Source organism: Polaribacter sp. Z014, assembly GCF_023555435.1.
Classification (GTDB): Bacteria; Bacteroidota; Bacteroidia; order Flavobacteriales; family Flavobacteriaceae; genus Polaribacter.
Genome location: NZ_JALCZP010000006.1, coordinates 140,015 through 153,143, shown reverse-complemented (window position 1 = coordinate 153,143; position 13,129 = coordinate 140,015). Strand labels below are relative to the sequence as shown.

At 31.1% G+C, this 13,129-nt stretch carries 15 protein-coding genes; all 15 read right to left on the bottom strand.

What is annotated here, in order from left to right; translation table 11 throughout:
- Positions 1–13 precede the first annotated feature (13 nt).
- A complete protein-coding gene (lgt, locus tag MPF19_RS09955; protein ID WP_249988083.1) occupies positions 14–859 on the bottom strand; it encodes a prolipoprotein diacylglyceryl transferase in 846 nt (281 codons plus the stop codon).
- 95 nt (positions 860–954) lie between these two features.
- Positions 955–1,191 carry a membrane protein insertion efficiency factor YidD gene (gene yidD, locus MPF19_RS09950; RefSeq protein WP_249988081.1) on the bottom strand — a complete coding sequence of 79 codons (237 nt, stop codon included), beginning with the start codon at positions 1,189–1,191 and terminating at the stop codon, positions 955–957.
- A gap of 125 nt (positions 1,192–1,316) precedes the next feature.
- Positions 1,317–2,795 carry a cysteine--tRNA ligase gene (cysS, locus tag MPF19_RS09945; RefSeq protein ID WP_249988079.1) on the bottom strand — a complete coding sequence of 493 codons (1,479 nt, stop codon included), beginning with the start codon at positions 2,793–2,795 and terminating at the stop codon, positions 1,317–1,319.
- A gap of 310 nt (positions 2,796–3,105) precedes the next feature.
- A complete protein-coding gene (locus MPF19_RS09940) occupies positions 3,106–4,020 on the bottom strand; it encodes a dimethylarginine dimethylaminohydrolase family protein (RefSeq protein WP_249988136.1) in 915 nt (304 codons plus the stop codon).
- Between the two features lie 65 nt (positions 4,021–4,085).
- Complete coding sequence (locus MPF19_RS09935; RefSeq protein ID WP_203392060.1) at positions 4,086–5,372, bottom strand: citrate synthase; 1,287 nt, start codon at positions 5,370–5,372, stop codon at positions 4,086–4,088.
- Between the two features lie 178 nt (positions 5,373–5,550).
- Complete coding sequence (gene eno / locus MPF19_RS09930; RefSeq protein ID WP_249988077.1) at positions 5,551–6,837, bottom strand: phosphopyruvate hydratase; 1,287 nt, start codon at positions 6,835–6,837, stop codon at positions 5,551–5,553.
- Between the two features lie 274 nt (positions 6,838–7,111).
- Positions 7,112–8,230: a glutamine-hydrolyzing carbamoyl-phosphate synthase small subunit gene (carA, locus tag MPF19_RS09925; RefSeq protein ID WP_249988075.1), complete on the bottom strand. Its 1,119-nt coding sequence runs from the start codon at positions 8,228–8,230 to the stop codon at positions 7,112–7,114.
- Between the two features lie 94 nt (positions 8,231–8,324).
- Positions 8,325–8,798 carry a 50S ribosomal protein L17 gene (gene rplQ / locus MPF19_RS09920; protein ID WP_068451564.1) on the bottom strand — a complete coding sequence of 158 codons (474 nt, stop codon included), beginning with the start codon at positions 8,796–8,798 and terminating at the stop codon, positions 8,325–8,327.
- Positions 8,799–8,858: 60 nt separating this feature from the next.
- Positions 8,859–9,851, bottom strand: a complete 993-nt coding sequence (locus MPF19_RS09915) for a DNA-directed RNA polymerase subunit alpha (protein ID WP_203392057.1) — start codon at positions 9,849–9,851, stop codon at positions 8,859–8,861.
- 93 nt (positions 9,852–9,944) lie between these two features.
- The gene (gene rpsD / locus MPF19_RS09910; RefSeq protein WP_203392056.1) at positions 9,945–10,550 is read right to left on the bottom strand and encodes a 30S ribosomal protein S4; all 606 of its coding nucleotides are present in this window, start codon (positions 10,548–10,550) and stop codon (positions 9,945–9,947) included.
- An 82-nt stretch (positions 10,551–10,632) separates the two neighbouring features.
- The gene (gene rpsK / locus MPF19_RS09905; protein WP_249988073.1) at positions 10,633–11,016 is read right to left on the bottom strand and encodes a 30S ribosomal protein S11; all 384 of its coding nucleotides are present in this window, start codon (positions 11,014–11,016) and stop codon (positions 10,633–10,635) included.
- A 77-nt stretch (positions 11,017–11,093) separates the two neighbouring features.
- Positions 11,094–11,459: a 30S ribosomal protein S13 gene (gene rpsM, locus MPF19_RS09900; RefSeq protein WP_105050458.1), complete on the bottom strand. Its 366-nt coding sequence runs from the start codon at positions 11,457–11,459 to the stop codon at positions 11,094–11,096.
- Positions 11,459–11,575, bottom strand: coding sequence for a type B 50S ribosomal protein L36 (gene ykgO, locus MPF19_RS09895; protein WP_004568720.1), 117 nt, complete (start codon positions 11,573–11,575; stop codon positions 11,459–11,461). The genes rpsM and ykgO overlap by 1 nt, the downstream gene beginning before the upstream one ends.
- A 13-nt stretch (positions 11,576–11,588) precedes the next feature.
- The gene (infA, locus tag MPF19_RS09890; protein WP_004568721.1) at positions 11,589–11,804 is read right to left on the bottom strand and encodes a translation initiation factor IF-1; all 216 of its coding nucleotides are present in this window, start codon (positions 11,802–11,804) and stop codon (positions 11,589–11,591) included.
- Position 11,805: 1 nt separating this feature from the next.
- Positions 11,806–13,128 carry a preprotein translocase subunit SecY gene (secY, locus tag MPF19_RS09885; protein WP_203392105.1) on the bottom strand — a complete coding sequence of 441 codons (1,323 nt, stop codon included), beginning with the start codon at positions 13,126–13,128 and terminating at the stop codon, positions 11,806–11,808.
- Position 13,129: the final 1 nt, after the last annotated feature.

The following is a 13,129-nucleotide window of genomic DNA, read 5'->3' as shown; positions in this document are numbered from 1 at the left end:
TAATAAAATAAAATTATTTAACCTTTCTAAACATTAGCCAAACACCAATTAGAACGAGTGGTATACTTAATACTTGTCCTGTATTTAAGGAGTTAAATACCCAATCTTCTCTACCGTCTACTTGTGCTTCTTTTAAGAATTCAATAAAGAAACGTAGTGACCAAAGTACTACCATAAAAAGACCAAAAAGATATCCTGTTTGTTTCTTTTTATCCGTTTTCCAATATAAATGCCACATTACAAAAAACAATACTAAGTAACTAAATGCTTCATATAATTGTGTTGGGTGTCTTGGTACTGTTTCTCCTGCTGCTTTAAAAATGACTCCAAAGCTAGAACCTGTTGCTTTTCCATAAATTTCTGAATTAAAAAAGTTTCCAAAACGGATAAAGAAACCTCCTAAAGCAACCATAATTGCTAATCTATCTAAGATAAACAACCAAGGTTTTTGTAAGTGTTTTTTTGCATAAAAATATAAAGCTATTGGAATACCAATTGCAGCTCCATGACTTGCAAAACCTGTAAAACCTGTAAATTTCCAACCTTTTATAATTCCGAATAAAGAATCTGTTGCACTTTCTTTTATCGGTAAAAATATTTCTAATAAATGGTTCTGATAATAGTCCCAACTATAAAAGAACACATCCCCTAAACGCATACCAACAAGCATAGAAACAAAGACATACATAAATAATACATCTAACTTTTCTTCAGGAATTTTATCTTCAACATAGATTTTTTTCATTAGTCTTAACCCCAATAAAAATGCTGCTACAAACATTAAACTGTACCAACGAACGGTAAAAAAACCTAAATCTATTCCTATTGAAGGATTCCATGTAATTGCTAAAAAGCTCATATTTTTTTATTCTATGTCTGGTCGAGCGCAGTAGAGACCTCGTTAAAAATGTACTATTAAAAAATCTCTCGACTGCGCTCGAGATGACAATATTTTTATTCTTCCTTTTTATCCGGTACCGGATCATAACCACTTCCTCCCCAAGGATGACAACTAAAAATTCTTTTTAATGCCAACCAACCTCCCGAAAACAATCCATGTTTTTGTAAAGCCTCAATTGTGTAATGTGAACACGTGGGACTGTATCTACAAGTTGCTGGTGTAAATGGAGAAATTGCCACTTGGTAAAAGCGAACTAGCAATATAAATGGATATGAAAGTATTTTTTTCAATGATTATTTATTAAAAATTAAATGAATACATCTTGATTCTGAGATTTCTCAATCGTTCCTCTTTCGAAATGACAATCACACTCAAAAACTTGAAAATTCATAATTTGTAATTCGTAATTTTCTTTTTAATTGATTAAAAATGTGGTACCTTCTTTACCATCTTTTAATTGAATTCCTAATGCAATTAGTTCATCTCTAATTTGGTCTGACAATGCCCAATCTTTATTTTCTCTTGCTTCTTTTCTTAACTTTATTAGCAATTCTACAACTCCATTTATTTTTTCTGAATTGTCTTGAGAATTTTCATTCATCAACCCTAAAACATCAAATACAAATGCATTCATTGTTGTTTTAAATTCAGTTAAATCATCTGCAGTTAAACTTGCTTTATGCTCTTTTATTTGATTGATCACTTTTACAGCTTCAAATAATTGCGGAATTAACATTGGCGTGTTAAAATCATCGTTCATAGCAGCATAACAAGCTTTTTTCCATTCCTGAACATTGAAAGTAGATGTTTTACCTGCTTCAATTTTTTCTAAGAAATTTACAGCTTCCATTAATTTAGAATGTCCTTTTTCTGACGCTTCTAAAGCATCACCAGAAAAATCTAAAATACTTCTATAATTGGCCTGCATATTAAAGAAACGAACCACACTTGCAGAAAATGGTTTTGGTAAAATGTTATTTTCTCCAGATAAAATTTCATTTGGTAAAATAAAATTACCTGTAGATTTTGCCATTCTTTGACCGTTTAAAGAAAGCATATTTGTGTGCATCCAGTAATTTACAGGCGTTACACCGCTACATGTTTTAGATTGTGCAATTTCACATTCGTGATGCGGAAATTTTAAATCCATTCCACCACCATGTATATCAAAACTTTCGCCTAAATATTTTGTACTCATTACAGAACACTCTAAATGCCAACCCGGAAAACCGTCTGACCAAGGAGAAGGCCAACGCATAATATGACGTTCATCTGCTTTTTTCCAAAGTGCAAAATCTTGTGGGTTTTTCTTGTCTGATTGCCCGTCTAAAGTTCTTGTATTATTTAATAAATCTTCTACTTTTCTTCCAGATAGGATTCCGTAATTTTCTTTTTTATTGTACTCGTGTACATCAAAATAGACAGAACCATTTACTTCGTATGCAAAACCTTTTTCTATGATTTCTTTAATCATTTCTATCTGTTCTACAATATGTCCTGTTGCTGTTGGCTCTATACTTGGTGGTAAAAAATTATAGTTTTTTAAAACATCATGAAAATCTACCGTGTAACGTTGTACAACTTCCATTGGTTCAATTTGTTCTAAACGTGCTTTTCTTGCAATTTTATCTTCCCCTTCATCTGCATCATTTTCTAAATGCCCCGCATCTGTAATATTACGCACATAACGTACTTTATAACCTAAATGCAATAAATAACGATACACAACATCAAAAAACATAAAGGTTCTAACATTACCTAAATGCGCGTTGCTATAAACGGTTGGACCACAAACATACATACCTACGTATCCGTCTGTTATGGTTTTAAAATTCTCTTTTTTCTTTGATAAAGAGTTGTATACTTTAAGTTGATTTTCTTTGTAGAGTTCCATTAAATAAGTGACTAATTACAACCGATAAAGATAGACACTTTAAAAAGAATGACGAAATGGAATTTGTTAGAAGTTTACTAAGATTTAAAGTTGCTCACAAAATTTATAATTATTTATCTTTTATCTAAATAAAAATCTTTAAGATGTACCTAAACAAAACAATAAAACTCGAAAAAAAATAATCCTATTATATATCAGATATTCTTCAAAAAATATAGATTCAACATATTAAACTAAAAAATCACCTACTTATAAACCATCTAAATATCTTTTAACCAAATCTAGCAAAAATACTTTTAGGACTTCTGGTTTAATCCCTAATTAAAGGCAATGTAGAACACCTAAGCAATCCTTCTTGTTTCGCTATTTCTGCATAACTTACTTCTTCTACTGTAAAACCATTTTCTCTTAACCAAGTATTTAATCGGGTAAAGTTTTTTTCAGAAACAATAACTTCTTCAGAAATAGAAAAAATATTACTATTCATATTATACATTTCTTCTTTGGTAATTTCGAAAATATTTTCCTCTCCGAAAAAATTAACCAACCATTCATATTCTCTTTCAATTAAAAAACCATTTTTATGAAGAATAGCTTTGTCTTTACCGATGGGTTGAAAACAACAGTCTAAATGCAATGCGTTTTCTTTTGCATTGGTATTTGATTTTCTTAGTTCAAAAGATTTAACCTTCTTTTGAGGAAATAATTCTTGAAGTGCAATTACAGCATCTATATTTGTACGAGCAGTAATATAATCAGCATAATCACTTCCAGAATAAGTACCTATAAAAATATACTCATTCCAAGGCATTACATCACCACCTTCTATATGACATTCCTTAGGTAAAACAACTACATTTTCTTTATTAATTTGTGAGATCACTTTACCTATAGCCTTATACTCTTTTTCTCTTTCTGGAAGGATATTTGCTTCAATAAAAGTGTCTTCAATTACAAAGGCTATATCTCTAGAAAATATTTGATTATAGTCTTCAATTATATCTGGTCGAAATACCTGTACATCATACTTTTTAAAAACTTTTGCGAGCATTTCCATCTCCTCAATCATTTCAGATTCTTTCGGATAAGTACCTGCCAAAACATGTTTAATACTTTTAGGATCATAACAATCTTCTAACCTAGGTATGCCTCCATTACTTTTGGCAGTTCCTAAAATTACAGCTCTTAATCGTGATGTTTCGTTATTGATATTTAATTTTAACATAGATAAAATGGATAAAAAAAGCTTCATAAATTTATGAAGCTTTGATTTTGTAAATGTAATAAAATTTATCTTTTTTCTATACCAACAAATGGTCTGTAATTTTCACCTGTATAAATTTGACGTGGTCTACCTATTGGTTCTTTATTAAGACGCATTTCTTTCCATTGAGCAATCCAACCAGGTAAACGTCCTAAAGCAAACATTACTGTAAACATTTCAGTAGGGATTCCCATAGCTCTGTAGATAATACCAGAATAAAAATCTACGTTCGGATATAATTTTCTTTCCACAAAATAAGGATCACTTAAAGCTTCTTCCTCTAAGGCTCTTGCAATATCTAAAATAGGGTCTTCAACACCTAAATCATTTAAAAGTTCATCTGCTGCAGCTTTAATAATTTTAGCTCTTGGATCAAAATTCTTATAAACTCTATGACCAAAGCCCATTAAACGGAAAGAATCTTCTTTATCCTTTGCTTTTGCCATGTATTTTTTAGTATCTCCTCCATCCGCTTTTATAGCTTCTAACATTTCTAAAACTGCTTGATTAGCCCCACCATGTAATGGACCCCAAAGTGCAGAAATCCCAGCAGAAAGAGAAGGGAATAACCCCGCTTTAGAAGAACCCACAATTCTTACTGTAGATGTAGAACAGTTTTGCTCATGGTCTGCATGTAAAATTAACAACTTATCTAATGCATCTTTAACAATTGGATTAATGATAAAATCTTCGTTAGGTTGTTTAAACATCATAAACATCAAGTTCTCTACATACCCTAAAGATTTTTTTCCATAATTTAAATGCATCCCTTTTTTCTTACGCATTGTCCAAGACACCAAAACAGGGAATTTAGCCATAATACGTACAATAGCATTATACATATCCTCTCTAGACTCAACATTTACAGAAGAAGGGTTAAAAGCAGTTAACGCACTTGTTAAAGAAGATATAACTCCCATAGGGTGCGCAGTTTTTGGAAATGCTTCCATAATCTTTCTAATATCATCATCTACTAAAGAATGATCTCTAATGTCATTCTGAAATTTATCTAATTGTTCTTTATTAGGTAAGTTTCCAAATATTAAAGCGTAAGAAACTTCTAAAAAGTCTGCTTTTTCTGCTAATTCTTCTATTGAATAACCTCTATATCGTAAAATCCCTTTTTCTCCATCTAAAAAAGTAACAGCACTTTCACAAGAACCTGTGTTCTTAAATCCAGGATCAATAGTTATTACTCCATTAGTTGCACTTCTTAGGGTTTTAATATCTATGGCAACCTCATTTTCTGTTCCCTTTATAAGTGGAAATTCATATGAATCTTCTCCAATTGTTAATTTAGCTATATCTGACATTAATGATGATTTTTTAGTATTGTTAAGTTTGACGAAGATACCAAATTTTAAGACATTTTAAAAGGTTGTTCTAATAGATTTTAGATATTTTAAGATAATCTTAATTTATGTAAGAATACTGCAAAAAAAACCTCATAATTTCTTATGAGGTTCAATTATTTTTAAAAAAAATATTTATTTATAAATTAAAAGCCTTTTCTCCTGGAAAATAAGCAGTTGCTCCTAATTCTTCTTCAATACGTAATAATTGGTTGTATTTTGCCATTCTATCAGAACGAGAAGCAGAACCAGTTTTTATTTGTCCACAATTTAAAGCTACTGCTAAATCTGCAATAGTATTATCTTCTGTTTCACCAGATCTGTGAGACATTACTGTTGTATAACCAGCATTTTTAGCCATATTAACAGCTGCAATAGTTTCTGTTAAACTACCAATTTGGTTTACTTTAATTAAAATTGAATTTGCTATTCCGTTTTCAATTCCTTTAGCTAAGCGCTCTACATTAGTAACAAATAAATCATCACCTACTAATTGAACTTTATCTCCAATTAATTCAGTAAGATATTTTGTTCCATCCCAGTCATTTTCATCCATTCCATCTTCAATAGAAATAATTGGATATTTAGAAGCTAATTCTGCTAAATAATCAGCTTGTTCTTTACTAGTACGGATAACACCTTTATCTCCTTCAAATTTAGTATAATCGTATTTACCATCAACATAAAACTCTGCAGAAGCACAGTCTAATGCAATTTTTACTTGTTCACCAAAAACATAACCAGCATTTTTAACCGCTAATGCAATTGTTTCGATAGCATCTTCTGTTCCGTCTAAAGTTGGTGCAAAACCACCTTCATCACCTACAGCAGTAGATAAACCTCTGTCATGTAAAACTTTCTTTAAGTTATGGAAAATTTCAGATCCCATTTTTAATGCTTGAGAAAAAGTTTCTGCCTGAACTGGCATAATCATAAATTCTTGAAATGCAATAGGAGCATCTGAATGAGAACCACCATTAATGATATTCATCATTGGTAATGGTAAAGTATTAGCAGAAACACCACCTACATATCTATATAAAGGCATACCTAACTCATTCGCAGCAGCTTTAGCAGCAGCTAAAGAAACTCCTAAAATAGCGTTAGCTCCTAATTTAGATTTATTTGGAGTACCATCTAAATCAATCATTAATTGATCAATAGCATTCTGTTCAAAAACAGAAGTACCTAATAACTCTGGTGCAATAATATTATTTACATTAAAAACTGCTTTTAAAACACCTTTTCCCATGTAATCTTTTCCACCATCACGTAATTCTACAGCTTCATGCTCTCCTGTAGAAGCTCCAGAAGGAACTGCCGCTCTACCTAAAATACCATTTTCTGTAGTAACATCTACTTCTACTGTTGGATTACCTCTTGAATCAAAAATTTGACGTGCGTGAACGCTAATTATAATGCTCATTTTATTTATTATTTAATTAATTTAAAATCTTTTTACTTGCTTTGGCTAAATTACGAAATGTCTTATGTATTTAATAATTTGAGCCCAATTAATTACGAAAACGTTTGCTAAAATAATTCTAGATAAAATAAAAAACCCACTCATAAAATGAGTGGGAAAATTGATATGAAAAAGAATGTGATTTTTACGTCACAACTCAAAAATAATATTTAAAAGTTATAGATACTTTAACAATTGTTCATCAACATTAAAGCTACTACATATAACCTATAAACTAAGACAAAACTTTTTTTGCTGCTATAATATTTTCAATAAATTGATCAAATAAATATTCAGAATCATGTGGTCCTGGACTTGCTTCTGGGTGATATTGAACAGAAAACGCATTCTTATCTTTTATACGAATTCCAGCTACTGTATGATCATTTAAATGAACATGTGTAATTTCTACATTGTCATTAGCTTCTGTTTCTTCTCTATTAATAGCAAAACCATGATTTTGTGAAGTAATTTCTCCTTTACCCGTCAATAAGTTTTTAACAGGATGATTAATTCCTCTATGACCATTATGCATTTTATAAGTAGAAATTCCATTAGCCAAAGCAATTACTTGGTGTCCTAGACAGATACCAAACAAAGGTAAATTTCTTTTGATAATTTCTTGTGCTAGTTCTTGTGCTTCAATTAATGGTTCTGGATCTCCAGGTCCATTAGAGATAAAATAACCATCAGGATTAAAATCTAATAAATCTTCAAACTTAGCATTGAATGGAAATACTTTAATATAAGCCCCTCTTTTTGCCAAGTTTCTTAAAATATTCTTTTTAATTCCAATGTCTAAAGCAGAAATTCTAATTTCTGCATTCTCATCACCAACAAAATAAGATTCTTTAGTAGATACTTTAGAAGCCAATTCTAATCCTTCCATACTTGGTACAGATGCTAATTGTTTCTTTAAAGCATCAATATTTTCTACATCAGTAGAAATAATTGCATTCATTGCACCATTGTCTCTAATATATGCTACTAATGCTCTGGTATCAACATCAGAAATAGCCACAAGATTATGTTTTGTAAACCAATCTTTTAAGCTTCCATTAGAATCAACTCTAGAATGTGTAAAACTAAAATTTCTACAAATTAAACCAGAAATTTTAATTCCGTCAGATTCTACTTCATTATCATTTACCCCGTAATTACCAATATGAGCATTTGTTGCCACCATTAACTGACCAAAATAAGATGGATCAGTAAATATTTCTTGATAACCTGTCATTCCTGTATTGAAACAGATTTCACCAGTTGATGTTCCTTCTATTCCTACGGATTTACCATAAAAAATTGTTCCATCTGCTAATAAAACAAGCGCCTTTTTTCGTGTTTGATATTTCATTGATAGTTGTTGTGTTTCTTAATGCAAAAATATAAAAAAAAGGGATAAACGTAAACGCTTATCCCTTTTATATAATTTAAAAAATTTTCATTTTTTATTCTTCAGATTTTTCTTCTGTTGCCGTTCCTTCTACTTGTGGAGCATCCGCTTTTTTGCTTCTTCCTCTACGTGTAGTTTTCTTAGCTTTTTTACCATTAGGATTGTAAATTTCGTTGTAATCAACTAATTCTACCATTGCCATAGGAGCATTATCTCCTTGACGATTTCCTAACTTAATAATACGAAGATAACCTCCTGGTCTATCTGCTACTTTTACAGAAATTTCTTTGAATAATTCTGTAACTGCATATTTATCACGTAAGTGAGAAAATACAACACGTCTGTTGTGAGTAGTATCACTTTTAGACTTTGTTATTAATGGTTCTGCAAAAACTCTTAATGCTTTTGCTTTTGCCACTGTAGTGTTAATACGTTTATGTTCTATTAAAGAACATGTCATATTAGCTAACATTGCCTTTCTGTGTGAAGTAGTTCTTCCTAAATGATTATGCTTTTTTCCGTGTCTCATGACCTTTGTTTTATTATTTCATCTTGCATCAACTCACTATGAGGAGCAAATTATGAAAAATTAATCTCTATCTAATTTGTATTTTGTTAAATCCATTCCAAAACTTAAACCTTTAACAATAACTAATTCTTCTAGTTCTGTTAATGATTTTTTACCAAAGTTTCTAAATTTCATTAAATCACTTTTGTTAAAAGAAACTAAATCTCCTAATGTATCTACTTCTGCAGCCTTTAAACAATTTAAAGCTCTTACAGATAAATCCATGTCGATTAATCTAGTTTTTAATAACTGACGCATGTGTAATGATTCTTCATCATACGTTTCTGTTTGTGCAATTTCATCAGCCTCTAAAGTGATACGCTCATCAGAGAATAACATAAAGTGGTGAATTAATATTTTTGCAGCCTCAGTTAATGCCTCTTTAGGATTTATTGATCCATCAGTATCTATATCGAAAACTAATTTTTCATAATCCGTTTTTTGTTCTACACGATAATTTTCGATTGCATATTTTACATTCTTAATTGGTGTGTATATAGAATCTGTAAAGATTGTTCCTATTGGTGCTGAAGCCTTTTTATTTTCTTCTGCAGGTACAAATCCTCTACCTTTTTCTATAGTAATTTCTGCATTTAATTTTACAGATTTATCCATATTACAGATTACTAAATCTGGATTCAAAATTTGAAAACCAGAGATAAATTTCTGTAAATCTCCAGCAGTTAATTGCTCTTGACCTGATAATGAAACAGATACAGTTTCTCTATCAGTTTCTTCTATTTGTTTCTTAAAACGAACTTGTTTTAAGTTTAAAATAATTTCTGTAACATCTTCTACAACTCCAGGAACTGTTGAAAACTCATGCTCTACACCATCAATTCTTAATGATGTAATAGCAAATCCTTCTAAAGAAGATAAAAGTACTCTTCTTAAAGCATTTCCTACGGTTAAACCAAAACCTGGTTCTAAAGGTCTAAACTCAAATCTACCTTTAAAATCAGTAGATTCAATCATTATAACTTTATCTGGTTTTTGAAAATTTAAAATTGCCATTTTCTTCGTTTTAATTGTTATCCGGTTGCGCGGTTTATAAATGTGAAGAAATATTTATAAACCCTTTGGCCGAATTTCAATATGATTAATTGATTACTTAGAATATAATTCTACGATTAATTGTTCTTTAATGTTTTCTGGAATCTGTAATCTTTCTGGTGCTTTTACAAAAGTTCCAGTTTTAGTATCCGTGTTCCAAGTTAACCATTCAAAAACATTGCTATTAGAAGCTAATGCATTTTCGATAGCTACCAAAGATTTAGATTTTTCTCTTACAGCAACAACATCTCCATCTTGTAAACTATAAGAAGGAATATTAACGATTTCACCATTAACAGTAATATGTCTGTGAGAAACTAATTGACGAGCTCCACTTCTAGAATTAGAAACACCCATTCTATAAACCACGTTATCTAAACGAGATTCACATAATTGTAATAAAATTTCACCTGTAATACCCGAAGCAGCTTGTGCTTGTTTAAACAAGTTACTGAATTGACGCTCTAAAATACCATAAGTATATTTCGCTTTTTGCTTCTCCATTAATTGAGTTGCATATTCAGATTTTTTTCCTCTTCTTCTTGCATTTCCATGCTGTCCTGGAGGAAAGTTTCTTTTTTCGAAGTTTTTATCTTCTCCAAAAATTGCCTCGCCAAATTTACGAGCAATTTTAGTTTTTGGTCCTGTATATCTTGCCATTTCTTTTGTTGTTATAGATAGGGATTATGAATTAAGGCTTTCTCCTTCGATAATCTTATTCCCATCAAATTAAAATATTTAATTATACTCTTCTTCTCTTAGGTGGACGACATCCATTATGAGGAATTGGTGTAACATCAATAATTTCTGTTACTTCGATACCTGCATTATGAAGTGATCTAATTGCAGATTCTCTACCATTACCTGGTCCTTTTACATAAACTTTTACTTTACGTAAACCTGCTTCTTTTGCAACATTTGCACAATCTTCTGCTGCTAATTGAGCTGCATATGGAGTATTCTTTTTAGAACCTCTAAAACCCATTTTACCTGCAGATGACCAAGAAATAACGTCTCCTTTTTTATTTGTTAAAGAAATAATGATGTTGTTAAAAGATGCAGTTACGTGCGCCTCTCCAATAGCATCAATTATTACCTTACGCTTTTTTGAACTTGCTTTTGCCATAATTTTTCAGTTTTAGTAATTTAGTTTTCTAACCTTATAGTAAATACTATTATTAGATCTTGATTACTTTATCTAACTTATTTTTTCTTGTTAGCTACAGTTTTTCTCTTACCTTTTCTTGTACGAGAGTTATTCTTAGTTCTTTGTCCTCTTAATGGAAGACCAAGTCTATGACGAATTCCTCTTTGACAACCGATATCCATCAAACGTTTGATGTTTAACTGTACCTCAGAACGTAATTCTCCTTCAATAGTGAAAGATCCTACTTGTTCTCTAATTGCTGCGATTTGATCATCTGTCCAATCTTGAACTTTAATGCTCTCATCTACTTTTGCTTCTGCTAGAACTTTTTGAGCTCTGCTGCTTCCTATACCAAAGATGTAAGTTAATGCGATAACACCTCTTTTATTCTTTGGAATATCAATACCTGCTATTCTTGCCATTACCCTTGTCTTTGTTTAAATCTAGGATTTTGTTTATTAATCACGTATAATCTACCTTTTCTGCGAACTATTTTGCAGTCGGCACTTCTTTTTTTAACTGATGCTCTAACTTTCATCTGTTTTGTTTTTTTAGTATCTGTAAGTAATTCTTGCCTTTGATAAATCGTATGGGCTCATTTCTAATTTCACCTTATCTCCTGGTAATAATTTAATATAATGCATACGCATTTTACCTGAAATGTGAGCCGTAACAATATGTCCGTTTTCTAATTCTACACGAAACATCGCATTAGATAATGCTTCTGTAATTGTTCCGTCTTGTTGAATTGCTGATTGTTTAGCCATATTATTTATTCGATTTTCTGTTGCTATTCCCCGCTTTCATTAAACCATCATAATGACGATTTAACAAATACGAATTAATTTGTTGCAACGTATCAATTGCAACCCCAACCATAATTATTAATGATGTTCCACCAAAAAACATGGCCCAACTATGTTGTACTCCAAACTGAACTACAATTGATGGTAAGATTGATAATGCCGCTAAAAACAACGATCCTGGAAACGTTATTCTAGATAAAACAGAATCTAATCTATCTGCTGTGTCTTTTCCTGGTCTAATTCCTGGTATAAAACCACCACTTCTTTTTAAATCATCTGCCATTTTATTCGTAGGAATAGTAATAGCAGTATAGAAATAACTAAAGATGACAATTAACAATGCAAAAATAACATTGTACCATAAACCATTCATATCTTGTAAACTAGCAATTGCTGGAAATCTCTGAGCTAAAGCAACTGGTAAAAACATAATTGCTTGTGCAAAGATAATTGGCATTACACCTGCTGCATTTAATTTCAAAGGAATATAATCTCTTGAACCTGCAACATTTTGTACATTTCCCACAACTGTTCTTCTAGCATATTGCACCGCGATCTTTCGAACAGCAGTAACTAATAGCACAGTTAATAAAATTACTACAAACCAAACAATGATTTCTATTAAAACCATCATAATACCACCCGCACCTGCATTTGTTGTTTTTGCAACAAACTCTTGTAAAAATGCTGCTGGAAATTTAGCTAAAATACCTACTGTTATTAATAATGATATACCATTACCAACACCTTTGTCTGTAATACGCTCTCCCAACCACATAGCAAAAACCGTTCCTGCAGTTAAAATGATAATAGATGATATCCAAAAAGTAGGTCCAGTTACTAAAAAAGCCTCTGGTCCTAAACCAAATTGCGTTTTAATAGCCGTAATATACGTTGGTGCTTGAACCAAAGTAATACCTATCGTTAACCATCTAGTTATTTGTGTAATTTTTTTACGTCCACTTTCTCCATCTTTTTGTAGTTTTTGTAAATAAGGAACCGCAATTCCCATTAACTGAACTACAATAGATGCTGAAATATAAGGCATAATACCAAGTGCCATTACTGACGCTCTAGCAAATGCTCCTCCTGTAAATGCATTTAATAAACCTAAAAGACCTCCAGAAGTACTTTCTTTTAAAGCTGTAAGTTGTAAGGGATCTATTCCAGGTAAAGGAACAGCCGCCATAAAACGATATACAGCAATTAAACCGATAGTAAGAAGAATTTTATTTTTCAACTCCTCAATACTGAAAATTTCTTTTAATCTATTTATTAATTTCATC

Excerpts from the sequence above, each read along its gene's own strand:
- MPF19_RS09940 (WP_249988136.1), bottom strand. The coding sequence starts at position 4,020 with ATGTTAAAATTAAATATCAATAACGAAACATCACGATTAAGAGCTGTA.
- rpsD (WP_203392056.1), bottom strand. The coding sequence starts at position 10,550 with ATGGCAAGATATACAGGACCAAAAACTAAAATTGCTCGTAAATTTGGC.
- infA (WP_004568721.1), bottom strand. The coding sequence starts at position 11,804 with ATGGCTAAACAATCAGCAATTCAACAAGACGGAACAATTACAGAAGCA.
- rpsM (WP_105050458.1), bottom strand. The coding sequence starts at position 11,459 with ATGGCAAGAATAGCAGGTATTGATATTCCAAAGAATAAAAGAGGTGTT.
- carA (WP_249988075.1), bottom strand. The coding sequence starts at position 8,230 with ATGAAATATCAAACACGAAAAAAGGCGCTTGTTTTATTAGCAGATGGA.
- lgt (WP_249988083.1), bottom strand. The coding sequence starts at position 859 with ATGAGCTTTTTAGCAATTACATGGAATCCTTCAATAGGAATAGATTTA.
- rpsK (WP_249988073.1), bottom strand. The coding sequence starts at position 11,016 with ATGGCAAAAGCAAGTTCAAAAAAGCGTAAGGTAATAATTGATGCTATT.
- MPF19_RS09935 (WP_203392060.1), bottom strand. The coding sequence starts at position 5,372 with ATGTCAGATATAGCTAAATTAACAATTGGAGAAGATTCATATGAATTT.
- rplQ (WP_068451564.1), bottom strand. The coding sequence starts at position 8,798 with ATGAGACACGGAAAAAAGCATAATCATTTAGGAAGAACTACTTCACAC.
- MPF19_RS09915 (WP_203392057.1), bottom strand. The coding sequence starts at position 9,851 with ATGGCAATTTTAAATTTTCAAAAACCAGATAAAGTTATAATGATTGAA.
- eno (WP_249988077.1), bottom strand. The coding sequence starts at position 6,837 with ATGAGCATTATAATTAGCGTTCACGCACGTCAAATTTTTGATTCAAGA.
- secY (WP_203392105.1), bottom strand. The coding sequence starts at position 13,128 with ATGAAATTAATAAATAGATTAAAAGAAATTTTCAGTATTGAGGAGTTG.
- ykgO (WP_004568720.1), bottom strand. The coding sequence starts at position 11,575 with ATGAAAGTTAGAGCATCAGTTAAAAAAAGAAGTGCCGACTGCAAAATA.
- cysS (WP_249988079.1), bottom strand. The coding sequence starts at position 2,795 with ATGGAACTCTACAAAGAAAATCAACTTAAAGTATACAACTCTTTATCA.